This window comes from Kitasatospora sp. NPDC127035 (assembly GCF_042726075.1).
Classification (GTDB): domain Bacteria; phylum Actinomycetota; class Actinomycetes; order Streptomycetales; family Streptomycetaceae; genus Kitasatospora.
Genome location: NZ_JBHXDN010000001.1, coordinates 127,979 through 147,945, shown reverse-complemented (window position 1 = coordinate 147,945; position 19,967 = coordinate 127,979). Strand labels below are relative to the sequence as shown.

Here is a 19,967-nt window from a genome sequence, read left to right as displayed (position 1 = left end):
CCGGCGGGAGGGGGCGCCCCCTCCCGCTGGCGGCGGGTCGGTCGTCGTGCCCCGCCGGAGCGGGTCGGTCGTGGCGGTCAGTCGTCGCCGAGGTCGCCCTCGTCGGGACCGCCCGCGTCGGAGCCGTCCGGGGCTCCGGTGATCGCGTACCCCTGGCGGCGCGCCTCGTAGCAGGCGACCGTCGCGGCGGCGGAGACGTTCAGCGAGCCGACCCGGCCCAGCTGCGGCACGAACACCACCTGGTCGCAGAGCGCCAGCGCGTCCGCCGTCACACCGCGGTCCTCGTGGCCCAGCACGAAGGCGACCGCCGGGGTCAGCTCGGCGGCGAACATCGGCACCGCCTCGTCCGCCAGCTCCAGCCCGACGACCTTGAAGCCGTCGCCCTTCGCCGCGGCCACGGCCTCGGCGATCGTCGGGAAGTACTCGACCTTCAGGTACTTGTCGGTACCCATCGCGGCCTTCTGCGCACCCGCCGACCGCACCGACGGGGTGTCGCCGGTGAGGTACAGCTTCTCCGCACCCATCGCGGAGGCGGTCCGCACGATCGAGCCGACGTTGAACGGCGACTGCAGGTTTTCGAGGATCATCGCGAGCCGGAACTCGTTGCCACGCCGCCACTGGCGGTGCAGCCGCTTCAGTTCGGTCCCGCGGAGCTGCTTCACGACGTCGTACCTCGTCCACTCTCGGGGCCCTCGCCCGCCGTCGGGCGGGGCCGCGCTTCAAGAATCCGGAACCCGTTCACCGACGTGACGCGGGTGGTCGGGTAGCCCTGGTCGTTCAGCCACTGCTGCAGAGAGTCCGAGCCCAGGTGCTTCTGGACCACCAGGAACGCCGAGCCGTCCGGGGTCAGCCGGCCGATCCACTGCTCCAGCAGGCTGCGCAGCGCGGTCTTGCCGATCCGGATCGGCGGGTTGGAGTAGATCGCCGCGAACCGCTGGTCGGCGGGGACCTCCTCGGGCAGTGCGGCCTGCACGTTGCCCAGCCGCAGCGCCTCGGCGTTCAACCGGACCAGCTCCAGCGCGCGGGTGTTGACGTCGACCGCCCAGACCGGCAGCCGTTTGCGCCGGCTGGCCCAGGTCAGGGCGATCGGGCCGTAGCCGCAGCCGATGTCCAGGATCGGGCCGCGCACCCGGGGCGGGGGCGCGTGCTCCAGCAGGATCCGGGTGCCCGGGTCCAGCCGAGTGCGGGAGAAGACGCCCGCGTCGGTGGTCAGTTCCAGGGTGAGGTCCGGCAGGGTGACCGTGATCGGGCGGCGTTCGCTGGCGACCTCGGGTGCACCGGTGAAGTAGTGCGAGCCGGACATGATTTCCCCGTCGTTCGTATGGGCCTCGGGGCCACCGGGAGGTGTGGGTAAGCCCTGCTGGTACGGCACCGATCGTACCCCCGGCGGCCTGTGACCCGTTCTCCCCGAGGGCGGGGGCGCCGGTGGCGCGGCCGGCGGCTACCGGGTGCCCGGGGCCTTGCGGGTGGCCACGTTGATCCGGTTCCAGGCGTTGATCGTGAAGCAGAGCGAGATGAGCTGGGCGAGTTCCTTCTCCTCGAACAGTGCGGCGGCCCGCCCGTACACCGTGTCGGAGACGCCGCCGATGTGGGTGATCTCCTCGGCCAGCGCCAGGGCGGCGCGCTCGCGGTCGCTGTAGACACCCTCCGGGGCCTCGTGCCAGACCGGGAGCAGGTAGATCCGCTCGTCGCTCTCACCGGCCTTGCGGGCGTCCTTGATGTGCATGTCGAGGCAGTAGGCGCAGCCGTTGAGCTGGGAGGAGCGGACCTGGACCAGCTCGACCAGGGCCGGGTCGAGGCCCTCCCGGGCGGCGGCGTCCAGGGCGATCATCGCGCGGAAGACCTTGGGGACGGTGCGGGCGTAGTCGAGGCGGCCGGCAGGCGGGTGTTCCTCGTGGGCCCGGGTCCGGGTCCGGACCTGGTCCTGGGGCTGGTCCTGGGTCCGGGTCTGCGCGGCGTTCGTGGTCGTGTTCGTCGTCATGGCGATGAGCCTAGGGAGCGAGTGAACCCCGTTCATGGTGCATTTACTGGTCCCTTTCGCGGGTCAATCTGCCACCGCCGGGCGGGCCCGCAGCGGCCGCGGACGTACGCCGGTCGGCGGGCGGCGCGTCGCGCCCGGGCGCCCGGCGGCGGATACTTCCAGTACCCCCACCGGACCCGAGGGAGCCTCCGAGCAGCGAGGACGGACGTCATGCCGCAGAACCACGAGGACTACCTGGACGAGGTCGCCGAGGCCGTGGAGCCGGACGAAGAGGTGGAGGAGGACGAGTACGACGAGCTCGCGGAGCGCCGGGCACTCGGCGCGGACCCGGCCACCGACGTCGCGGACGTCGCCGAGCAGAGCCGGGTGGTACAGCTCGACGAGGACGAGTACCGGGAGTAGCCGCTCGCCGGAGCGCGCGCCGGGGCGCCCGGAAGCCGGGCCGGCGCCGGTCGGAGGTCAGGGACGGCCGGGCCCGGCGGTCGGTGCTACAGGGCCCGGCGGCGCTGCAGCCAGGTGAACGCGGCCCAGCCGGGCAGCACCGGCAGGACGAGGGTGAGCAGCCGGTAGAGCGCGACGGCGGCCAGTGCCCCGCCCTCCTCCATCGACGCGGTGTGCTCCAGCAGCGCCACCAGCGCACTGTCCACGACGCCGGCCCCGCCCGGGGTCGGCGCCGCGCTGCCGGCCGCGTTGCCGATCAGGAACACCACCGCGACCGAGGCGAAGGCCGGCTCCCGCCCGACCGCCCGGGCACAGCAGTACAGGCAGGCGACCAGCGAGATCGAGACCAGCAGCTGGCCGGTGATCCCGACCGCCAGCCGCCCCGGGTTGCGGAGCAGCTCCAGCAGCCGGGGCAGGACCTCGGCGGTCAGCGGACGCAGCCTGGCGGCCAGCCACCGCCGGGCCGGCGGCACGGTGGACACCCCGGCCAGCAGCACGGCCGCCCCGACGAGGCCGCCGACCACGGCGGGCAGGGCGTCCAGCTCGGAGCCGCCGGGTTCCAGCCCCAGCAGGTAGACGAAGGCGCCCAGCTGCAGCAGGTGCAGCACCAGGCCGAGGAGCTGGCCCACGCCGACGCTGGACACCGCCTGGGGGGTCGGGATGCCGGCCCGTTGGAGGAAGCGGATGTTCAGGGCGACGCCGCCCACCCCGCCGGGGGAGACCAGCTTCACGAACGAGCCGGCGACCTGGGCGAGCACCGCGTTGCGGAAGTCCAGCTGCTCCGGGACGAAGCCGACGAACCCCATCGCCGACATGACGTGGCTGGCGGCCGCGGCGAGCAGGGCGAGGACGAGCCAGAGCGGATCGGCATCGACGACGGCGGCGATCGGGTTCTGTTCGGTGGCGAAGAACTGGGGCAGCAGCAGCCAGCCGGCCACCACACCGCCGCCGACCGCGAGGAGGGTGCGGGGACGCAGCCGCTCCAGCCTGACCGGGCGGACCGGTGCCTGCGGCCGGGTGCGGAGCACCTCGGTGCGGATGGCGTCGAGCAGGTCGGGAGGCGTCGCCGCGGCGGGCGTGCCGTCCGTGTCGGGCGCGCCGGGCGTGCCCGCTGTGTCCGGCGCGGGGCGCTGGGGCGGGACGGCCGCCGGGGCCGGTGTGCAGTCGGCGAGGGCGGAGGACTGCTTGAGGGCGTGCCGGGTGCTGCGGGACAGGGCGATCGGTTGCAGCAGCGGGAGGGCCGCGCCGACCGCGTCCGGGCCGAGTACCGCGACCGCGGCCCGGACCGAGCGTTCGGCGCCGGTGCGCAGTGCGAGGGTGGTGAGCAGCTGGGCGATGTCACAGCGCAGGACGAGGTCGCTCGCCGCGATGTCGCCGTCCGCGAAGTCCACCAGGTGCACCGAGCCGGCCCCGTCGACCAGCAGCGCGGACGGGACCAGCGCCCGGTGGGAGATCTCGCGCCGCTGGAGCAGGGCGAGCTGGCGCCAGGCGTCGACGAGCAGCGCGTCGGTGACCTCGTCGTCGGCGAGCAGGTCGAGGGTGCGGCCGGGCAGACGCTCGTACGCGACGAGTGCGGTGTCCCGGCCGAGTTCGGCGGTGGCGGCGATCCGGCAGGTGCGGACCCCGGCGGCGACGGCCGCGTACGAGACCAGTGCCTCGTGTTCCAGGCCGGTGCGGAGCGAGCGCAGCGCCCGCGGGTGCGGGGCGGTGCGCAGGCGCAGCCGGCGCCAGGCCCGTTGCACCAGGGCGGCGGTGACCGCCTGCCGGTCGAGCACCTGGACGTCGAGGTCGGGGCGGCCGGCCTCCTGGTGGACGAGGTAGCGGTCGGGGCCGGCCGGGACGGCGGCGACCGGGCGCAGGCCCGCCTCGCGCAGGGTGTGCAGGAGCTGCGCCGGCCGGGGCCGGGGGTCCGGGGTGCCGACGGCGTAGCGGGTGCCGTGGGCGGCCGTCCAGCCGATCAGCAGTCCGAGCAGCAGGGCGATCGGGGTGGCGAAGCCGCCGGCGAGCCCGGCGAGTCCGGAGAGGGTGAGGACGGCTCGGGGCACCCGTCGTTCGCGCGCTCCGGACGCGGTGAGGAAGGCGAGGACGGGAGCGAGGTAGCCGTACACCGGTTCGGTGCGGGCGAGGGCGTCGCCGGGCAGGGGCTGGGTCAGCGCGGAGACCAGGGAGAACGGGGCGGGGCCGTCGATCCAGAGATCGATGACGAGCGAGACGCCGTACGCGAGGACGGCGGCCAGCAGACCGTCGGCGAGGTGCTGGAGGACGTGCCGGCGGTCGGGCACCGCACCGAGCAGCCGCCGGGTCGCCGAGTAGGCGGGGACCAGCAGGAGGGCGGCGGTGGTGAGTCCGGCGGCGATGCCGGCGAGCGGGGGCGGTACCAGCTCGGCGACCTGGGCGACGTCGGCGGCGATGCCGCCGGTGGTCGCGCGGGCGTAGTCGGCGAGCAGGAGGGTGAGGGTGATCGCGCCCAGGCCGACGAGCAGACGGATCAGCGCCACGGGCTGCCGGACCCGGCCGGTGCCCGCGATGCCCGGAAGGTCGGGCGGGGCCCCGGCGCTGCTCGTCGGCGCCTGGTCGGGCCCCTCGGCGGTGGGGGTGCCACCGGTGTCGCTGTTCGTTCTCCCCGTCACGTCCGCCACGGTTGGCATGCTCCCACGCCGGGGTCGGCCGCCGGGCGGGGGTGCCGGGCGTGGTCCGGTGTGGGAGGCGGGGTCGGGTGGGTGGCGGACCGGCCGGCGGTCCGTGTCCGTGTCCGGGGCGGTCTGCGGCGGGGCGGGGCGGGGCGGGTGCGGAGTGCAGCGTGTCTCGGGGCGCGGTCCGGGGCGGTCGTCACTACTCTGCGTCCATGAGTGCCTGCGAAGACCTCGCCGCCGCACCCCGGGACATCGCGCCCCTCCCGCCCGCGGACGGCTGCTCCGACTGTCTCGCCGAGGGCCGTCGGGACTGGGTGCATCTGCGGGTCTGCCTGGACTGCGGCCACATCGGCTGCTGCGACTTCTCGCCGCAGCGCCACGCCACCTCGCACTTCCACAACAGTTCCCACCCGGTGATCCGCTCGTACGAGCCGGGTGAGGACTGGCGTTGGTGCTACGTCCACGAGGTGATGGGCTGAGGCGGTGGTGCGGGGTGTGCGGTTCAGGGTCCGCCGCCGGGGGGCGGTGCCGACGGTTCCCCGCCCGGACACCGGAACGGACTCCCAGGTGTAACTCGGCCACAATCGGGACATAACGCCCGTGCGGTCCCTCCGGCCGACACCCGGCCGGCCACCGCCGATGGGAGGCCGACGATGACCAAGCGAACACCGGGCAGCACCGACAAGCTCCGCAGGGGAACCCAGGAGCTGCTGGAACGCCGGGGCATGGCGACGACCCCGATGACGTCCCCACCGAGCCCGCGCACCGGCGCCGCGGCGGGAGCCGGCGGCGCGTACGGAGGTGACGCGGCCTTCCGGCACGGCGGCCGGGACATCCGGACGGGGTCCGTGCAATCCGCACCCGCGCAGCACGCCGAGCTCAAGGGCCACCGGCACCGTGGGGCCGAGAAGCACTCGGCGCACTGATCGCGCACTGATCGCGCGCTGATCGCGTTCGGCCGCGCGCGCCGGTCACGGGCCGGCCGGATGCGGACCGTGCGTCGGTTCGTCGGCCGTTCCGTCCTCCACCGGGGCGGGAGCCGCACGACGGCTCCCGCCCCGCCGCCGTCCGTTCGGGGTGGGCGACCGAAGCGTCGGCGAGGCCGGAGCCGTCGACGCCCCGGTCGCGACGGCCGGTGTCGGTGGTCTGCGATACGTTCGTGCCGATCACCGGCAGGGCCGGAAACGGTGTGGGACGGGGGCAGGGCGATGGCCGACCTGATGACGGAGGAGCCGGTCGAGCTCCAGCTGGAGCGGCACCGGACGGAGTTGACCGGATACTGCTACCGCATGCTCGGCTCCGTCTTCGAGGCCGAGGACGCGGTGCAGGAGACCATGGTCCGGGCCTGGCGCGGGTACCGGGGTTTCGAGGGCCGGGCGGCCCTGCGGTCGTGGCTGTACCGGATCGCCACCAACGTCTGCTTCGACGCGCTGAACGGCCGCAACGGCCGGGCCCGTCCGATGGACCTGGCCGGCCCGTCCACCGTGGCCACCGCGACCGATGCCCAGCTGCCCGAGGTCACCTGGATCGGCCCGGCGCCGGACGGCCGGGTGGTGCCCGAGACCGGGGACCCGGCCGAGGTGGCCGCCCAGCGGGAGTCGGTGCGGCTGGCCTTCGTCGCCGTGCTCCAGCGGCTGGCGCCCCGCCAGCGGGCGGTGCTGATCCTGCGCGAGGTGCTCGCCTGGAAGGCCGGCGAGGTCGCCGAACTGCTCGGCGTGACCGTCGCTTCGGTGAACAGCGCGCTCCAGCGGGCGCGCGCCACCCTCGCCGCCGACACCGCCGCCGCCCGCCCGGCGCCCGTGCTGGACGAGGACCACCGCGCGCTGCTCGCCCGGTACGTCAGCGCCTTCGAGGCCTACGACATGGACGGGCTGGCCGCGCTGCTGCACGAGGACGTCACGCTCAACATGCCGCCGTACGCGCTGTGGCTGACCGGGCACACGGACATCCGCGAGTGGATGCTCGGCCCGGGCCACGGCTGCCGGGGCTCCCGGCTGGTGCCGGTGGTGGCCAACGGCAGCCCGGCCTTCGGGCAGTACCGGCCGAGCCCGGAGGGCGGCCACGAGCCGTGGGCACTGATCGTGCTGGACGTTTCAGCGGGCCGGATCGCGGGGCTCACCAACTTCCTCGACACCGACACGCTCTTCCCGCTGTTCGGCCTGCCGCCCCGGCTGGAGGCCGGTCAGGAGATCGGCCAGGAGATCGGCGGGGAGATCGGGCGGTAGCCACGGCGGCAGATCCGTCAGCTGCCCGGGCTGCGGTTCGGGGATCGGGCCGGGCAGCCGGTCGGGGACCAGGAACGGGAGGTCGCCGGGCGGGGCCGTGGCGGTCGCGGCCTCCGCGGCCTCCGCGGCCTCCGTGGTCCCGGGGGCGTCGGTAGGTGCCTGGGTGGGGAGGACGGCGGCCAGCCCGCTGAACGCGAGCAGTTCCCGCAGAGGGCCGCTCGCGTTCCGCAGGGACAGACCGACGCCCTGCCGGGCGGCGGCGAGCCGGAGCCGGGCGAGGGCGTCGACGACGGCGAGGTCGGGGGCGGGCAGGGCGCCGAGGTCACAGGTGACCTGGCGCGTGGGGGTCGGTCCGGCCGTGGGTCCGGTGCTGGGTCGGGTGTTCACGTAGGTGAGACCGGTGCTGCGCTCCCGGCTCATCGGCCGGTCGGGAGGATTCCCGAAAATTCTCGAAGAAGTTCGCCGAGGAGCGATGAGTTCCGTGCGGTGGTCCGGTCTACCCCTTCGAGAGCGCGACACCGAGCCGCACAACGCGGCGGAACACAGCAGAGGAAACGACATGAGCGAGAACCTGGGCGAGCTGACCATCATCCGCGAGCTGCCCGCCACCCCGGCGGACGTCTTCCGGGCGTACGTCGAGCCCGAGCAGTTCGTCCGCTTCTGGGGTCCGGTCGGCACCCACGTGCCGCTGGACACCGTGACCATCGAGCCGAAGGTCGGCGGGCGGTTCGACAGCACGATGGTGATCGAGGAGACGGGCGACCGCTACCCGGTCCGGGGCACGATCACGGCGATCCGGGAGGGCGAGCTGTTGGAGTTCGTCGAGGACGGCATCGGGATGACGGGCAGCCTCACCTTCGTCGACCTGGGCGAGGGCCGCACCAAGGTGGTCATGCAGCAGCGCGACGTCCCGGAGATGTACCTCGGCCCGGAGGCCGAGGCGGGTCTCAACTCCAGCTTCGACCGCCTGGTGGAGCACCTCGCGGCCCGGAGCTGACCCGCAACGGCGCTCCGGGCCACGGCGGGCCACGGCGGGCCACGGCGGGCCACCGCGGACCCCCGAGGCCCGCTCCCGCCGGCCACGCCTGCCGGCCGCTCCCGCCGGCCTCGTCTCCGACCGCGTCCGCGAACGCCCGTGACGGTCTGAGGCTGCCTGCGGCGGGGCGGGATGGCAGAGTGGGCGCAGTCGTCCCCTGAGCCGGAGGAGGTCCGCCGTGGCGGCCGAGCCGTTGAAGTCCCGTGAAGAGTGGTTGGCGTCACTGCCCCGGATCTACGCGGCGGCGGGGTGCGTCCTGCGGGACGAGTCCGGGCGGATCCTGATCGTCAAGGCCGGGTACCGGGAGTACTGGCAGTTCCCGGGCGGGACGATCGACCTCGGTGAGGGGCCGGTCGAGTGCGCGGCCCGTGAGCTGGAGGAGGAGACCGGGATCGTCCGCCGGGCCGGTGACCTGCTGGCCATCTCCTGGACCCACGCATCGGACGAACTCGACCACCCGGCCCAGCACTTCCTCTTCGACTTCGGCACCGTCCCGGACGGCACCCCCGTGACCGTCCCGGCCGGTGAACTGGACGACCACCGCTGGGCCGACGACGAGGAGGCGCTCGAACTGCTCGGTCCGGCGCGGTCGTTGCGCCTTCGCGCGGCGGTGGAGGCGGCGGCCGACGGGCGCGTGCGGATCATCACCACCCACGTGTCGGGATTCTGAGTCCGCGCACCGGGGGTTCCGGGGCCCCGCCCGTCCCGGGGCCCCGGAACGCTCCGGTCACCCCTGGTCGGTGGCGCTCGACGCGATGAACGCGGCGAGGAGGTCGGTGATGAAGGCCTCGGTCTCCGGCTTCCCGACACCGAGGTCGTTGAGCACGCCGGCGCCGTTCTCCAGCTCCAGCAGCGCCAGCAGGATGTGCTCGGTGCCGACGTAGTTGTGACCGAGCTTCAGCGCTTCGCGGAACGTCAGTTCCAGCGCCTTCTTGCCCTGGGCGTCGTACGGGATGAGCGCCGGCACCTCGGCGGCGGCGGCCGGCAGCACCGCCGCCGTCGCGGTCCGGACGGCCTCCGGGGTGATGCCCTGGCCGGCGAGGGCCCGGACGGCCAGGCCGTCCGGTTCGGCGAGCAGGCCGAGCAGCAGGTGTCCGGCACCGATCTCGGCGTTGCCGGCCCGACGGGCCTCCTCCTGGGACGCCATCACGACCTTGCGGGCCCGGTCGGTGAACCGGCCGAATCCCTGGCTCGGGTCGAGGTCGGCGGGGGTCGCCGGGTCCTTGGGGACGAAGCGCTTCTGGGCGGCCTGCTTGCTGACGCCCATGCTGTGGCCGATGTCGGTCCAGGAGGCCCCGGAGCGACGGGCCTGGTCGACGAAGTGGCCGATGAGGTGGTCGGCCAGCTCGTCGAGGTGGTCGGCGGCGATGACCGCGTCGGCGAGCTGGTCGAGCGCGTCGGTGTGGATCTTCTTGATCGCGTCGATCAGGTCGTCGAGACGCAGCGGAGTGGTCTTGGGAACGATCGGATTCTCCATAGCGTCAACCTTAGGTTGTCGTTGCAGGATCGTCAACCGATGGTTGACGATCCTGCGAGTTGTGTCCTCCGACCGTCTCCCCGACCTGCCTGCCTACCTGTCCTACCTGCCTACCTACCTTGCTCGGCCCGTGTGCCCCGGTTGCCCGCCCGCCGGTTCCGCCGGGACTCAGGCCCGCTTCTCCCAGACGTACGCCGCCGAGACCGGGTGGCTGCGGTACTTCTCCCACTTCGGCTTGAGCGCGATCCACTCGTCGTCCACGACCGCCTCCGCCATCTCGACCAGCGTCCAGCCGGCCGCCAGGCCGGCGGTGAGGTGGTCCGACACCAGGTGGACGTGGGTGGTGATGGCGATGTCGGCGCCTCCCTCACCGGTGAAGTGGGTCGGCATGCCGGCCGCCATGATGAAGTACGGGTGCAGGCCCACCAGCACGCAGCGGCCGCCCGGACGGGCCAGCCGCCAGGCCTCGCGGTAGTACGGGCCGAGGTCGGCGAGGTGCTCGTCGATCAGCGAGGAGATGACCAGGTCGTACCCGCCCTCCGCCAGGCCGGTGGCGGCGACGTCGCCCTCGGTGAGGCTGTCGTGGGCGCCCCGCTCCCGGGCCGCCGCGAGCATCTCGGGGGTGAGGTCCACCCCGTCGAGCACCAGGCCGTCCGTGGCCCGGGCGCGCAGCCAGGCGCCCGTGCGGCCGGTGCCGCAGCCGAGGTCGGCCGCGCGGCCGACCTCCGGCCAGGCCGGAGTGGTGAGGCGGTCGAGTACGGCGAGGTCCATCGCGTCCTCGACGGTCTGCTCGTACGTGGCCACCCACTGGGCGTAGCCGGTCCTGACGTCCACGGTGGGGTAGTTGCGGGTGTCGAAGTCGGAGAAGTGCACCATGTCGGGCAGTATCGTCGGCGGCGCCGGTCGGCCGCGAACGATTATCGGGGCCGGTCGCGGACCCGGTCATGGCTCGGCGACGGGGCGCGAGGGGCGCAACTCGCCGCTCAGAGGGCCAGCTTGAACCCGTCGTGGCTGCGTTCGAAGCCGAGCGAGGCATAGAACCGGTGCGCCCCGGTGCGGCGCTTGTCGCTGGTCAGCTGGACGAGGGTGCAGCCGCGCGCGCGGGCCCGGGCGACCGCCTCGGTCAACAGCTCGTGTCCGAGGCCCGCACCCCGCCGGTCGGCCCGCACCCGGACGCCCTCGATCAGTGCGCGTTCCGCGCCGCCCCGGCCGAGGCCGGGGATGTAGGTCAGCTGGAGGTAGCCGATCACCGTGCCGTCGCCCTCGTCGAGCACCAGCATCTCGTTGCGGGCGTCGGCGTCCACCTCCGCGAAGGCGCGGGCGTAGGCTTCGTCGACCCGGACCTCGGCAGGGTCGGTCACGCCCTCCTCGTCGACGAGGAGGGCGATGACGGCGGGCAGGTCCTGGCGGGTCGCGGTGCGGAGAATCACGCCCGGAGTCTGCCAGAGCGGCGTCCGGGCCGGTCGATCGGAGGAGCGGTGATGCGGACGGTCACTCTGGCGGAGGCCGAGGTGCCTCGCGAACTGAAGCTCCAGGTGGCCGAGTTGCAGGACCAGGTCTGGCTCGGGCCGCCCGGCCCGTCGGCCGAGCCGGTGCACGACCCGGTGTTGCGTCCGCGGTCGATGCTGCTGCTGGACGGCGACCGGGTGGTGGCCGCGCTCGACGTGCTCTCCAAGTCGCTGGACCACGCCGGTCGGACGTACGCGGCGAGCGGGCTGAGCGCGGTGGTCACCGACCGGGCCCTGCGGGGTCGCGGGTACGGGCGGCGGCTGGTGGTCGCGGCCCGCGCGGCGATCGAGGAGAGCGGCGCGGATCTCGGGCTCTTCACCTGCGACCGGGAGCTCCGGACCTTCTACGAGGGGGCGGGCTGGGAGCTGCTCCCGGGTGCGGTGCTGGTCGGCGGGACGGTCGAGCGGCCCTTCCCGAGCGATCGGGAGGGGTTCGACAAGCTGACCATGGCGGCGTTCCTGACCGGGCGCGCCCGGCGGCACCGGGCGGACTTCGCCGGTGCCCGGATCGGCCTCTACCCCGGTGAGATCGACAAGCTCTGGTAGAGCAGGCCGGGATGGCGGGGCGTCAGATTCAGATGGTGATCAGACGGTCCCGGGCGGCGGTGAGGTCGGACGGGTCGACGCCTGCGGCCAGCAGGTACGGCACGGGGTCGAAGTCGTCGAGAGTGGCGTGCAGGGCGTCCTCGGCGGTGGTGCCGGCTTCGGCGAGCACCGCGTCGATGCGGCGGTACTGGTCCGGGAGGCCGAGCATGCCGTACAGCGGGCGGACGTTGGGCGCGCTCAGCAGGTAGTCGGTGACGATCTCGGCGGGCTCGACGCCGGCCAGGGCGAGCAGCAGCAGGGCGGCCAAGCCGGTCCGGTCGCGGCCGGCGCCGCAGTGCACGACGAGGCCGCCGGGGCGGGCGCCGGCGATCGTGGTGATCAACTCGGCTGCGGCGTGCGGGCAGTGGTCCAGGTAGGGGCGCAGCGCCAGGGGGGTGCCGTCGAGGTGTCCGTACGCCTCCCACCAGGCGGGGCCGGCGAGTTCGTCCAGCGGTACGCGGATCAGCTCGACGCCCTCCGGGAGCGGGAGGAGCGGTTTGTACTCCTCGATGTTGCGCAGGTCGACGACGGTGCGGACGCCGTGGTCGAGGAGGGCGTCCCAGCCCTCGGCGGTGAGCCGGTCCAGGTTGTCGGCCCGGGTGATCGAGCGGCGGGTGGTGCGGGCGCCGGTCGTGGTGCGGAGGCCGCCCAGGTCGCGGACGTTGAGGCAGCCGTCCCAGACCAGGGTGCGGTCCTCGGTGGTGGTCTGCGCGTGTGCCCGGCTCATTGGCTCCCCGTTTCCCGAACGGGGGCTCGTTACCCCCTCGTTATCTATGGACTCTCAGGGGGTCCGGATGGTTCCTCTGATGTTCGGACGATCGTATGCCTGATGGTGCGTCAGATGGGGTGTGATCGACGAGAGTGACGGGCCGGAGTACGGGACGGCGGGACGGGTCCCCGCGGTCGGACGGAGGCTCCGCGCCGACCGGCAGGCTGCCTTCGGGGCTGTTCACCGGCGCGGGAGTCGGCTCACCGCTCCGGGTGGCGCCCGTCGCCGCCCGTGCCCCGGTCGAGGCCCGGGCCGAAGTCCCAGAGCGGCCGCCCGAGCGTGTCCTGGCAGCGGACGGTGCGGAAGCGCTCGTCCTCCGCCGAGAGGAACCCCCGGGCGACGCCCCGCAGGACGGTCCGGGCGGCCGCGTCTGCCCTCGTCCACGCGCCCGTGAGCACGAGTGCCTTGTCGACCAGCTCGGCGCGCTGGATCCGGGCGACCGCGACCGTCAGCAGGGTCGCGTTGACCTGCTCCAGTTCGGCGGGGGAGAGGTAGGTCTCGCCGACTTCGCCGCCCCGGTCGCGCTCGGCACGGCGGCGCAGCTCGGGAAGGCCGTAGTGCCGGACGGCGGCCACCGAGTCGTCCAGCGCGACCCGCCAGCGCGGCCCGGGCAGCACCTCCCACCAGACGTCCTCGCCGACCGGCATCAGCTCGCCGATCCGGGCCCGCCAGACCTCGATGCCGTAGACGGCGCGCGGGTCCGGACGCGGGCCGGGGAAGGCGGCCCCGGCCCAGTCGGCGCGGCCGACCAGGCTCAGGTCGAAGGTGTAGCGGAGCCGGTCCTCGGTCCGCTGCTCGACCAGGCCGAGCAGCGCCCAGTGGGTCTCGTCGGGGAGGCTGAAGGTCCGGAGCCGTCCGGTGAGACCGAGGAGGCGGAGGGCGGGGGCGAGGTGGTCGCGCAGCCCGCGCTCGTAGAGCTTGTGGGCGGTCGTCATGGCGGGTCCTGAACGGTCGTGTCGGGCGGGCGGGTGGTGCCGGTGGGGAGGCGGAAGGGGCCGGGACTCCGGCGGGGGCCGCAGCGGGGAGGCAGGGCTCGGCGGCCGGGGAGGCGGGGCTCGGCGGCCGGGGAGGGCTGCCGGACTCGGGCCGCCCGAAGCGGGCGGCCGGGGCCGGCCGCCGGGTTCGGAGGCCGGATCCGAAGGTCGGGATCCGAGGGCCGGGGAGAGGCCGGCCGAATGGATCGTCCACTGACAACATAGGCAGGAGGCCGCTTCGACCGCTGCGGGCCAAGGCCAGCGGGCGGCAGGACCTTCGACCCGAAGGCCGGCTGTCCTTGGTCCGGCGGACCGGCATCCCCGGCCGCGGTCACGGACCGCCCGCCGGACCCGTGCCCGCCCGTTCCCCGGGCCCCGCGTAACGGTCCGACTCCGCCACGGCCGGCTGTTCGCCCGGATGGCGCATGATGTGGCGGGTGCAGAGTGCAGAACGCCCCGGAGCGGGCACCGACAGGCACGTCGGCCGGTCCGTCCCGGTGACGACGTCAGGCCCGCCGCCCGGCCCGCCCGCGCGCGCGGCCACCTCCCCCGTGGATCTGACCGAGGCCGTACGGGCCGCGCAGGACGGGGACGAGGAGGCCTACCGGCTGTTGTTCCGGAGCGTTCAGCCGGGTCTGCTCCGCTACCTGGGCGTGCTGGTCGGCGGTCGGCCCGAGGGCGCCCAGGACGCCGAGGACATCGCCTCCGAGGCCTGGCTGCAGATCGCCCGGGACCTGCGCTCGTTCTCCGGCGACGGGGACGGCTTCCGGGGGTGGGCCGCCACCATCGCGCGCAACCGGGCGCTGGACCACCTGCGGTCCCGGCGCCGCCGGCCGGTCGCGGACCTGCCGTTCGAGTACCTGGCCGAGCTCGCCGCAGGGGACGACACCGCCGGTGCGGCCCTCACCGCGGTCGGCACCTCGGACGCTCTGGCGCTGATCGCCCGCCTGCCGCGGGACCAGGCCGAAGCCGTGATGCTCCGGGTGGTGATGGAACTGGACGCCGAGAGCGCCGCCCGGGTCCTGGGCAAGCGGTCGGGCAGCGTCCGGATGGCCGCGCACCGGGGGCTGCGGCGGCTCGCCAAGCTGCTGGAGCAGCCCTTCGTGCCGGGGCCGGCCGGACCGGGGATCCCCGCCGCCCGGACGGGCGGGGGCACCGGCAGGGCTGTCCGGGAGGGCGCCGGGACGCCGGTCGAAAAAAGTTCTCCGCAGGGTGTGACAGAACGCCGGGCCGCGACGCTGAAGGACATGAGATGAGCACCAACCGACCCCGTCGGATCGACCGTGACACCGCCGAGCAGCTGCTCTCCGGTGCCGTGGGAGGCCCGTCGGCCGGGCAGGGCGCCTCGCTCACCGGACCGGACGGCGGAACCGCGCGCACCGGCCCCAGGCCGCCCGAGGACGGGCGGACGGGGCAGGTCGCCCGCGTGCTCGCCGCTGCGGCGGCTCCGGCGACGCAGGGTGAACTGGCCGGGGAGGCCGCGGCCCTGGCCGCGTTCCGGGAGGCCCGTCTCGCACCTGTTCCGGCAGTGCCCGCCGCACCTGCCGTACCCGCACCCGTCCGGAGACGAACGATGGCGACCGCCGCGCTGACGAGGGCCTTCAGTACGAAGGCCGCTGCCGTCGTGCTCGGCGCCACGGCGCTCGGCGGGGTCGCGGTCGCGGCGGGCACGGGCAACCTGCCGTCGGCGCTGGGCGGCGGCGCGGACGAGCCGCGCCGCAGTCCGGTCGCGCCGACCGGCGCGGGCCCGTCGTCCTCCTCGGCGGTGCGGCCCGGAGCGGCGACCGGTACGCCGTCGCCCGTGCCGCTCACCGCAGGTCCGTCCGCCGGGTCGTCGGCCGGATCCTCCGCAGCCCCCTCCGCCGGGTCGTCCGCAGGTTCGTCCGCGGGGTCGTCCGGCACCTCCTCCGGCGTCCCGTCCGAAGGCCCCACCGCCTTCGGCCCGTCCGCCGGGGCCGGCCGTCCTGCGGTTCCGGGTACGTCGGCCTCGCCGGACGCGGAGGGCCGGGGCCTGCCGGGTCAGGGCGTGTCGGCCGCCCTCTGCAAGCGCTTCACGGACCGGGCGGGCAGGGGCGAGCGGCCGCGTCAGCTGGTCAAGGACCCGCAGTTCGACGCGCTCATCGCGGCGGCGGGCGGGCCGGAGAAGGTGGAGGCCTACTGCGCGGACGTGCTCCGGAAGTCGGAGGACGATCGCCGGGGCAACTCCTCCTCGCGTCCGCAGCCCGGCGGGAACGGATCCGGCAAGGGCTCCGACGACGACCGCGACCGCGGCGGCCGCTCGGGCGGCTCGGGCGGCTCGGGAGGTTCCGGGGACGGTCGCGGTGGCAGTGCCGGCAGCGGCAGCGGCAGCGGCAACGGTGGTGCCGGTGGTACCGGTGGGGGGAACGACACGGGCAGGGCGGACGCGGGCGCGGTGACCCCGCCCGTGACCGCACCGCTCCCGCCGTCCACGGGCGCACCGGGCGGCCCGTCCACGGCCGCGTCCGCGCCGGCCGACCGGTCCGCCACCGGCCGTCCGACACCCGACCCCGACAGCCGACCCGACAGCCGACCCGACGACAAGGTCGACACCCGGTCCGACACCCGGTCCGACGACGCCTCGTCCGAGAGGTGACCCAGAACTCCGGGTGGGCGGTGAGCGAATCCCCCCGGGCTCGCCGCCCATCCGGACCGCCCCACCCGGCACCACCCGTTCCACCCGCGTGACCCGTTCCGCCGCAGTACCCAGCTCCACCCGAAGACTCCGGGTGGCCGGTCGGCTCCCCCGTGCCCGCCGCCCACCCGGCCCGGCCCCGGCCGGACCGGCGGGCGCACCTCCCGGACGCGCCCCCGGCCCGGCCGGGCCGGACACCCGCCGGCCCGCCCGCCCGCAGTCAGGGCGGGCCGGCACCCCCGCACCGCCGACTGCTCAGCTCCACAGCTCCACAGCTCCGCACCTGGACCCGACCGTGACCGTCACCTGGTACGACCACGAGCCGGCGGCCGGGGATCCGCTGCCCGGTTCCCCGGCCGTCTTCCCCCCTCCGACGGGCCGCCGGGACCGCCGCCGCCCCGTGTTCCCGGACTTCCCCGGCCGCTGCCGCCGCCCGGGCGCGTTGCCCGCGGGGGCTATCGTGCACAGGTGAACGAGGCGGTCCGGGCCCCGGACAGGGCGCGTGAGGGGAGTTCCAGGTGATCGGACGGGCGCTGAACGGGCGTTACGAACTCGTCGAGATGCTCGGCGTCGGCGGCATGGCCACCGTCTGGCGCGGGGTGGACCACGTGCTGGGCCGCCAGGTGGCGGTCAAGGTCCTCAACGGGGGCCTCGCCGACGACCCGCGGTTCGCCGAGCGGTTCGGCCGCGAGGCGCAGCACGCCGCCATGCTGGTCCACCCGAGGATCGTCATGGTCTTCGACTCGGGGGTCGACCAGGGCTCGCCGTACATCGTGATGGAGCTCGTCCAGGGCTGCTCGCTGGCCGCACTGCTGGCCCAGCGGCCCGGGCTGCCGGTCGAGCAGGCGGTCGGGATCGCGGCCGCGGTCTGCGAGGGCCTGGCCGTCGCGCACGGCGCCGGCCTGGTGCACCGGGACATCAAGCCCGGCAACATCATGATCACGGACGACGGCGGGGTGAAGGTCGTCGACTTCGGGATCGCCCGGGCCGGCTCCTCCCACAACCTCACCCAGGCCGCCTCCGTGCTCGGCACCGCCGCCTACATCTCGCCCGAGCAGGCCACCGCCAGTCCCCTCGACGGCCGTACCGACCTGTACGCGATCGGCTGCGTCCTGACCGAAATGCTCACCGGTGCCCCGCCGTTCGTCGCCGAGACGCCGGTGGCGATCGCCTACAAGCACGTCGGCGAACTGCCGCTGCCGCCCTCGGCCCGGCGGCCGGGCCTGCCGCCCGCGCTGGACGCCGCCGTGCTGCGGCTGCTCGCCAAGAACCCGGCCGACCGGCCGGCCGACGCGGCCTCCGCGCGCGCCGAACTGCTCTCCTGCATACCGGGGCTGATGGTCGCCGACCCGACCACGGAACTCCTCGCGGCGGTGCCCGTGCCGCAGGCCTACCCGGTCGCGGACCAGCAGCACACCGCGTTCCTTCCGCCGCAGCCCCCGGCGCCCCGGCCGCCTGCCGCGACCTCGGTCATGGCGCCCGTACCGGCCCCGCGGTCGGTGCCCGAGCCCGTCCAGGAGGACCGGCGCAAGCCGCTGATCTTCGGTGCCCTCGGCCTGGTGGGGATCGCCGGCGCCGCGATGATCGCGCTCACGGCCTTCGACGACCCGGGAGCCCCGGCCGCGGGTGCCAGACCCGGCGTCAGCGCCAGCGCGACGGCGACCACGCCGACGCCGACCGCGCCCACCCAGACGCCGACCGCGACCCCGACCCCGTCGTCGACACCCACCAGCACGCCCACCAGTGCCCGCCCCACCACGCCGGCGCCGCACAACCCGGCTCCACTGGTCCAGATCAACGCCCTGCGCCAGAGCATCGCCCAGACCCAGGTGGAGAAGGACCGCAGCCGTCAGGTCGACCTGCTCCGGACGCTGGACGACGCCACCGCCCGGCTCAACGAGGGGCAGACCGACAGCGCCGTCCGCGAGTTGAAGGGCGCCCAGAAGACCGTCCGCGACCTCGCCCGGAAGCACGCCATCGACGGTCAGACCTACCAGAACTGGAACTCCCGGCTCTCCTCCCTGATCACCTCCCTCAACGCCACCGCCGACGACGAGGAGGACTAGCCGGCCGGGACCTCGCCCCGAAGTCCCGCAGGAGCCGCCTCGACGCCACGAGGGGGCGCCGGGCCACACGGGCCGACACGGGGTGGTCGGCAGGGCCCGGGTGCGTGGTGATCGTCCGATGACGATTCGGGGAGCGGGCGTCGGCAGGCCGTGACGGGTGGGCGGGGGCGGAGCGCACCCCGCCGTCATGCCGCGGTCGACTCCACGATGACGAGCGTCCCCAGGCTCCCCTCCCGGACCGTGTGGCGTGCGCCGGCCGGCACGACGCACAGCTCGCCCGGTCGCACGGACAGGTCGGCGCCCTCGACGGTCAGTTCCAACCGGCCGTCGAGGACCAGCAGCACCTCGGCGACATCGTGCACCTCCTCCGCCACCCCCGTCCCGTCCATCCGCAGGACCTTGACGCGGGCGGTCCCCACGTCGCCCAGCGCGCGCGAACTCCAGGCCTGCGGCAGTGCGGACGCCGTGCGGAACAGGTCGACCGGTTTCATGGCATGCCTCTCTCCGGTGGAGGCTCTCGCCTCGGGTCGGTGGATGTCTCGACGCTAGCCGGATCCGGCCCCCGATCGGTCGACCGTTTGGCAAAATCACCCGCATGCTGAAGATCGGTTCGGTGGTGCTCGGAGTGGCGGACGTACGGCGGGCGGCGGCGTTCTGGGGCGAGGCCCTGGGGTACGCGCCGCGGGGCGGCGAGGAGGTCGGGGACCGCTGGGTGGTCCTGGTCGCGCCCGGCGGGACGGGTGTCCAGGTGGCGCTCGGGCGCAGCGAGTCGGCCGTCCAGGAGCACCCCCGGGTCCACCTCGACCTGTACGCCGACGACGCGGCGGACCAGGCGGCCGAGGTCGAGCGGCTGGTGGGGCTCGGCGCGCAGCGGGTGGACTGGGACCTCTACCCGGAGGACCCGGATTTCGTGGTCCTGGCGGACCCGGACGGCAACAGGTTCTGCGTCATCGACACGAGCCGTTGAGCCCAGGCCGCCGCTGAGCCCCGGGTCGGCGGTGAGCCCCCGGGCCTGGGTGGCCGCGGCGGTGTCAGCCCGGGCCGTGCCGCCGCACGCGCTGTTCGACGCCGCTGCGGATGTGCCTGCTCAGCACTCCGGCGGCCGCGGCCAGGAAGACGAAGTTGTAGACGATCTGCATGATCACCACCAGACGCGGCCCCTGCCCCTCCGCGGTGATGTCCCCGTACCCGACCGTCGCCATGGTGACGATCGTGAAGTAGAGCGCGTCGAGCCGGGTGTTCAGGCCGTCGAACTCGCCGGCATGGGCGGCGAGGACGTAGTAGCTGCCGGCGAAGACGGTCAGCGCGAGGCAGATCAGGAACACCAGCCAGACGCCCGGGTGGTGGCCGGTGCCGCGCAGCATGTCGGCGATCCTGGCGAGCAGGAGGGCGGAGAGCAGGACGAGGGCGGCTGCGAAGACCAACCAGCTGAGCACCGGCCGGTCGTCGCCGAGGGTGCGCAGCGGCAGGGTGAAGTAGCCGATCATCAGCAGGGTGAACGAGCCCAGCAGCAGGCCCCAGGCCCGTCGGTCGACGCGGTCCCCGGGCGGCTGCACGGGCGGCTGCCGTGGGGTCGGTTGCGACGGTGGCTGCGGTGGAGACTGGTCGGCGGACATCCC

The 19,967-nt window shown here is 74.6% G+C and carries 22 protein-coding genes and 1 pseudogene; 11 read left to right on the top strand and 12 right to left on the bottom strand.

What is annotated here, in order from left to right:
* Nucleotides 1-77: 77 nt before the first annotated feature.
* The 3 genes from ACFWIC_RS00690 to ACFWIC_RS00680 form a co-directional block, all read right to left on the bottom strand.
* Nucleotides 78-662, bottom strand: coding sequence for a TrmH family RNA methyltransferase (locus ACFWIC_RS00690; RefSeq protein ID WP_329885663.1), 585 nt, complete (start codon nt 660-662; stop codon nt 78-80).
* On the bottom strand, nt 659-1,303 hold the full coding sequence (locus ACFWIC_RS00685) for a methyltransferase (protein ID WP_329885662.1): 645 nt from the start codon (nt 1,301-1,303) through the stop codon (nt 659-661). Before ACFWIC_RS00685 ends, ACFWIC_RS00690 begins: the two co-directional genes overlap by 4 nt.
* A gap of 138 nt (nt 1,304-1,441) precedes the next feature.
* Nucleotides 1,442-1,981 (bottom strand): carboxymuconolactone decarboxylase family protein, encoded by a 540-nt coding sequence (locus ACFWIC_RS00680; protein ID WP_380514605.1) that lies wholly within the window; start codon nt 1,979-1,981, stop codon nt 1,442-1,444.
* A 210-nt stretch (nt 1,982-2,191) separates the two neighbouring features.
* Between ACFWIC_RS00680 and ACFWIC_RS00675 the strand changes: the two genes are divergently transcribed.
* Nucleotides 2,192-2,383 (top strand): hypothetical protein, encoded by a 192-nt coding sequence (locus ACFWIC_RS00675; protein ID WP_329885660.1) that lies wholly within the window; start codon nt 2,192-2,194, stop codon nt 2,381-2,383.
* An 86-nt stretch (nt 2,384-2,469) separates the two neighbouring features.
* Here ACFWIC_RS00675 and ACFWIC_RS00670 read toward each other — a convergent pair whose 3' ends face one another.
* The gene (locus tag ACFWIC_RS00670) at nt 2,470-5,052 is read right to left on the bottom strand and encodes a lysylphosphatidylglycerol synthase domain-containing protein (protein ID WP_380514601.1); all 2,583 of its coding nucleotides are present in this window, start codon (nt 5,050-5,052) and stop codon (nt 2,470-2,472) included.
* 215 nt (nt 5,053-5,267) lie between these two features.
* Here ACFWIC_RS00670 and ACFWIC_RS00665 point away from each other — a divergent pair, with 215 nt between their 5' ends.
* From ACFWIC_RS00665 to ACFWIC_RS00655, 3 genes are all read left to right on the top strand, one after another.
* Nucleotides 5,268-5,534 (top strand): UBP-type zinc finger domain-containing protein, encoded by a 267-nt coding sequence (locus ACFWIC_RS00665; protein ID WP_329952365.1) that lies wholly within the window; start codon nt 5,268-5,270, stop codon nt 5,532-5,534.
* Between the two features lie 174 nt (nt 5,535-5,708).
* Nucleotides 5,709-5,981, top strand: a complete 273-nt coding sequence (locus ACFWIC_RS00660; protein ID WP_355400633.1) for a hypothetical protein — start codon at nt 5,709-5,711, stop codon at nt 5,979-5,981.
* Between the two features lie 282 nt (nt 5,982-6,263).
* Nucleotides 6,264-7,280 (top strand): sigma-70 family RNA polymerase sigma factor, encoded by a 1,017-nt coding sequence (locus tag ACFWIC_RS00655; RefSeq protein ID WP_380357063.1) that lies wholly within the window; start codon nt 6,264-6,266, stop codon nt 7,278-7,280.
* Nucleotides 7,281-7,472: 192 nt separating this feature from the next.
* On the opposite strand, the pseudogene ACFWIC_RS00650 reads toward ACFWIC_RS00655, so the two are convergent.
* Nucleotides 7,473-7,700, bottom strand: a pseudogene (locus ACFWIC_RS00650) (STAS domain-containing protein); the annotation flags it as partial.
* Between the two features lie 139 nt (nt 7,701-7,839).
* Here ACFWIC_RS00650 and ACFWIC_RS00645 point away from each other — a divergent pair.
* Both ACFWIC_RS00645 and ACFWIC_RS00640 read left to right on the top strand, forming a co-directional pair.
* On the top strand, nt 7,840-8,277 hold the full coding sequence (locus tag ACFWIC_RS00645) for an SRPBCC domain-containing protein (protein ID WP_329952362.1): 438 nt from the start codon (nt 7,840-7,842) through the stop codon (nt 8,275-8,277).
* 217 nt (nt 8,278-8,494) lie between these two features.
* Nucleotides 8,495-8,986: an NUDIX hydrolase gene (locus ACFWIC_RS00640; protein WP_329885654.1), complete on the top strand. Its 492-nt coding sequence runs from the start codon at nt 8,495-8,497 to the stop codon at nt 8,984-8,986.
* Between the two features lie 57 nt (nt 8,987-9,043).
* On the opposite strand, the gene ACFWIC_RS00635 is transcribed toward ACFWIC_RS00640, so the two are convergent.
* The 3 genes from ACFWIC_RS00635 to ACFWIC_RS00625 all read right to left on the bottom strand — a co-directional run bounded on the left by ACFWIC_RS00635 (nt 9,044) and on the right by ACFWIC_RS00625 (nt 11,223).
* Nucleotides 9,044-9,793: a Clp protease N-terminal domain-containing protein gene (locus ACFWIC_RS00635; protein ID WP_329885653.1), complete on the bottom strand. Its 750-nt coding sequence runs from the start codon at nt 9,791-9,793 to the stop codon at nt 9,044-9,046.
* A 168-nt stretch (nt 9,794-9,961) separates the two neighbouring features.
* Nucleotides 9,962-10,669 (bottom strand): class I SAM-dependent methyltransferase, encoded by a 708-nt coding sequence (locus ACFWIC_RS00630; RefSeq protein WP_329952359.1) that lies wholly within the window; start codon nt 10,667-10,669, stop codon nt 9,962-9,964.
* A 107-nt stretch (nt 10,670-10,776) separates the two neighbouring features.
* Entirely contained in the window at nt 10,777-11,223 is a 447-nt protein-coding gene (locus ACFWIC_RS00625; protein ID WP_355400625.1) for a GNAT family N-acetyltransferase, read from the bottom strand.
* A 51-nt stretch (nt 11,224-11,274) separates the two neighbouring features.
* Between ACFWIC_RS00625 and ACFWIC_RS00620 the strand changes: the two genes are divergently transcribed.
* Nucleotides 11,275-11,847, top strand: a complete 573-nt coding sequence (locus ACFWIC_RS00620; RefSeq protein WP_380514594.1) for a GNAT family N-acetyltransferase — start codon at nt 11,275-11,277, stop codon at nt 11,845-11,847.
* A gap of 28 nt (nt 11,848-11,875) precedes the next feature.
* On the opposite strand, the gene ACFWIC_RS00615 is transcribed toward ACFWIC_RS00620, so the two are convergent.
* Nucleotides 11,876-12,613, bottom strand: coding sequence for a tyrosine-protein phosphatase (locus tag ACFWIC_RS00615; protein ID WP_380357074.1), 738 nt, complete (start codon nt 12,611-12,613; stop codon nt 11,876-11,878).
* Nucleotides 12,614-12,855: 242 nt separating this feature from the next.
* A complete protein-coding gene (locus ACFWIC_RS00610; RefSeq protein WP_380514591.1) occupies nt 12,856-13,590 on the bottom strand; it encodes a hypothetical protein in 735 nt (244 codons plus the stop codon).
* 590 nt (nt 13,591-14,180) lie between these two features.
* Between ACFWIC_RS00610 and ACFWIC_RS00605 the strand changes: the two genes are divergently transcribed.
* The 3 genes from ACFWIC_RS00605 to ACFWIC_RS00595 all read left to right on the top strand — a co-directional run bounded on the left by ACFWIC_RS00605 (nt 14,181) and on the right by ACFWIC_RS00595 (nt 18,348).
* Nucleotides 14,181-14,885: an RNA polymerase sigma factor gene (locus ACFWIC_RS00605; protein ID WP_380357080.1), complete on the top strand. Its 705-nt coding sequence runs from the start codon at nt 14,181-14,183 to the stop codon at nt 14,883-14,885.
* Nucleotides 14,882-16,243, top strand: a complete 1,362-nt coding sequence (locus ACFWIC_RS00600) for a hypothetical protein (protein WP_380514588.1) — start codon at nt 14,882-14,884, stop codon at nt 16,241-16,243. The genes ACFWIC_RS00605 and ACFWIC_RS00600 overlap by 4 nt, the downstream gene beginning before the upstream one ends.
* A 557-nt stretch (nt 16,244-16,800) precedes the next feature.
* The gene (locus ACFWIC_RS00595) at nt 16,801-18,348 is read left to right on the top strand and encodes a protein kinase (protein WP_380514585.1); all 1,548 of its coding nucleotides are present in this window, start codon (nt 16,801-16,803) and stop codon (nt 18,346-18,348) included.
* Nucleotides 18,349-18,533: 185 nt separating this feature from the next.
* Here ACFWIC_RS00595 and ACFWIC_RS00590 read toward each other — a convergent pair whose 3' ends face one another.
* On the bottom strand, nt 18,534-18,839 hold the full coding sequence (locus ACFWIC_RS00590; RefSeq protein ID WP_380514583.1) for a cupin domain-containing protein: 306 nt from the start codon (nt 18,837-18,839) through the stop codon (nt 18,534-18,536).
* A 104-nt stretch (nt 18,840-18,943) separates the two neighbouring features.
* On the opposite strand from ACFWIC_RS00590, the gene ACFWIC_RS00585 reads away from it, so the two are divergent.
* Nucleotides 18,944-19,315: a VOC family protein gene (locus tag ACFWIC_RS00585; protein WP_380364111.1), complete on the top strand. Its 372-nt coding sequence runs from the start codon at nt 18,944-18,946 to the stop codon at nt 19,313-19,315.
* A gap of 64 nt (nt 19,316-19,379) precedes the next feature.
* Here ACFWIC_RS00585 and ACFWIC_RS00580 read toward each other — a convergent pair whose 3' ends face one another.
* Nucleotides 19,380-19,904: a potassium channel family protein gene (locus ACFWIC_RS00580; RefSeq protein ID WP_329885644.1), complete on the bottom strand. Its 525-nt coding sequence runs from the start codon at nt 19,902-19,904 to the stop codon at nt 19,380-19,382.
* Between the last annotated feature and the right edge of the window lie 63 nt (nt 19,905-19,967).

Excerpts from the sequence above, each read along its gene's own strand:
- ACFWIC_RS00665 (WP_329952365.1), top strand. The coding sequence starts at position 5,268 with ATGAGTGCCTGCGAAGACCTCGCCGCCGCACCCCGGGACATCGCGCCC.
- ACFWIC_RS00615 (WP_380357074.1), bottom strand. The coding sequence starts at position 12,613 with ATGAGCCGGGCACACGCGCAGACCACCACCGAGGACCGCACCCTGGTC.
- ACFWIC_RS00600 (WP_380514588.1), top strand. The coding sequence starts at position 14,882 with ATGAGCACCAACCGACCCCGTCGGATCGACCGTGACACCGCCGAGCAG.
- ACFWIC_RS00660 (WP_355400633.1), top strand. The coding sequence starts at position 5,709 with ATGACCAAGCGAACACCGGGCAGCACCGACAAGCTCCGCAGGGGAACC.
- ACFWIC_RS00635 (WP_329885653.1), bottom strand. The coding sequence starts at position 9,793 with ATGGAGAATCCGATCGTTCCCAAGACCACTCCGCTGCGTCTCGACGAC.
- ACFWIC_RS00590 (WP_380514583.1), bottom strand. The coding sequence starts at position 18,839 with ATGAAACCGGTCGACCTGTTCCGCACGGCGTCCGCACTGCCGCAGGCC.
- ACFWIC_RS00645 (WP_329952362.1), top strand. The coding sequence starts at position 7,840 with ATGAGCGAGAACCTGGGCGAGCTGACCATCATCCGCGAGCTGCCCGCC.
- ACFWIC_RS00680 (WP_380514605.1), bottom strand. The coding sequence starts at position 1,981 with ATGACGACGAACACGACCACGAACGCCGCGCAGACCCGGACCCAGGAC.
- ACFWIC_RS00620 (WP_380514594.1), top strand. The coding sequence starts at position 11,275 with ATGCGGACGGTCACTCTGGCGGAGGCCGAGGTGCCTCGCGAACTGAAG.
- ACFWIC_RS00655 (WP_380357063.1), top strand. The coding sequence starts at position 6,264 with ATGGCCGACCTGATGACGGAGGAGCCGGTCGAGCTCCAGCTGGAGCGG.
- ACFWIC_RS00610 (WP_380514591.1), bottom strand. The coding sequence starts at position 13,590 with ATGACGACCGCCCACAAGCTCTACGAGCGCGGGCTGCGCGACCACCTC.
- ACFWIC_RS00675 (WP_329885660.1), top strand. The coding sequence starts at position 2,192 with ATGCCGCAGAACCACGAGGACTACCTGGACGAGGTCGCCGAGGCCGTG.
- ACFWIC_RS00685 (WP_329885662.1), bottom strand. The coding sequence starts at position 1,303 with ATGTCCGGCTCGCACTACTTCACCGGTGCACCCGAGGTCGCCAGCGAA.
- ACFWIC_RS00630 (WP_329952359.1), bottom strand. The coding sequence starts at position 10,669 with ATGGTGCACTTCTCCGACTTCGACACCCGCAACTACCCCACCGTGGAC.
- ACFWIC_RS00585 (WP_380364111.1), top strand. The coding sequence starts at position 18,944 with ATGCTGAAGATCGGTTCGGTGGTGCTCGGAGTGGCGGACGTACGGCGG.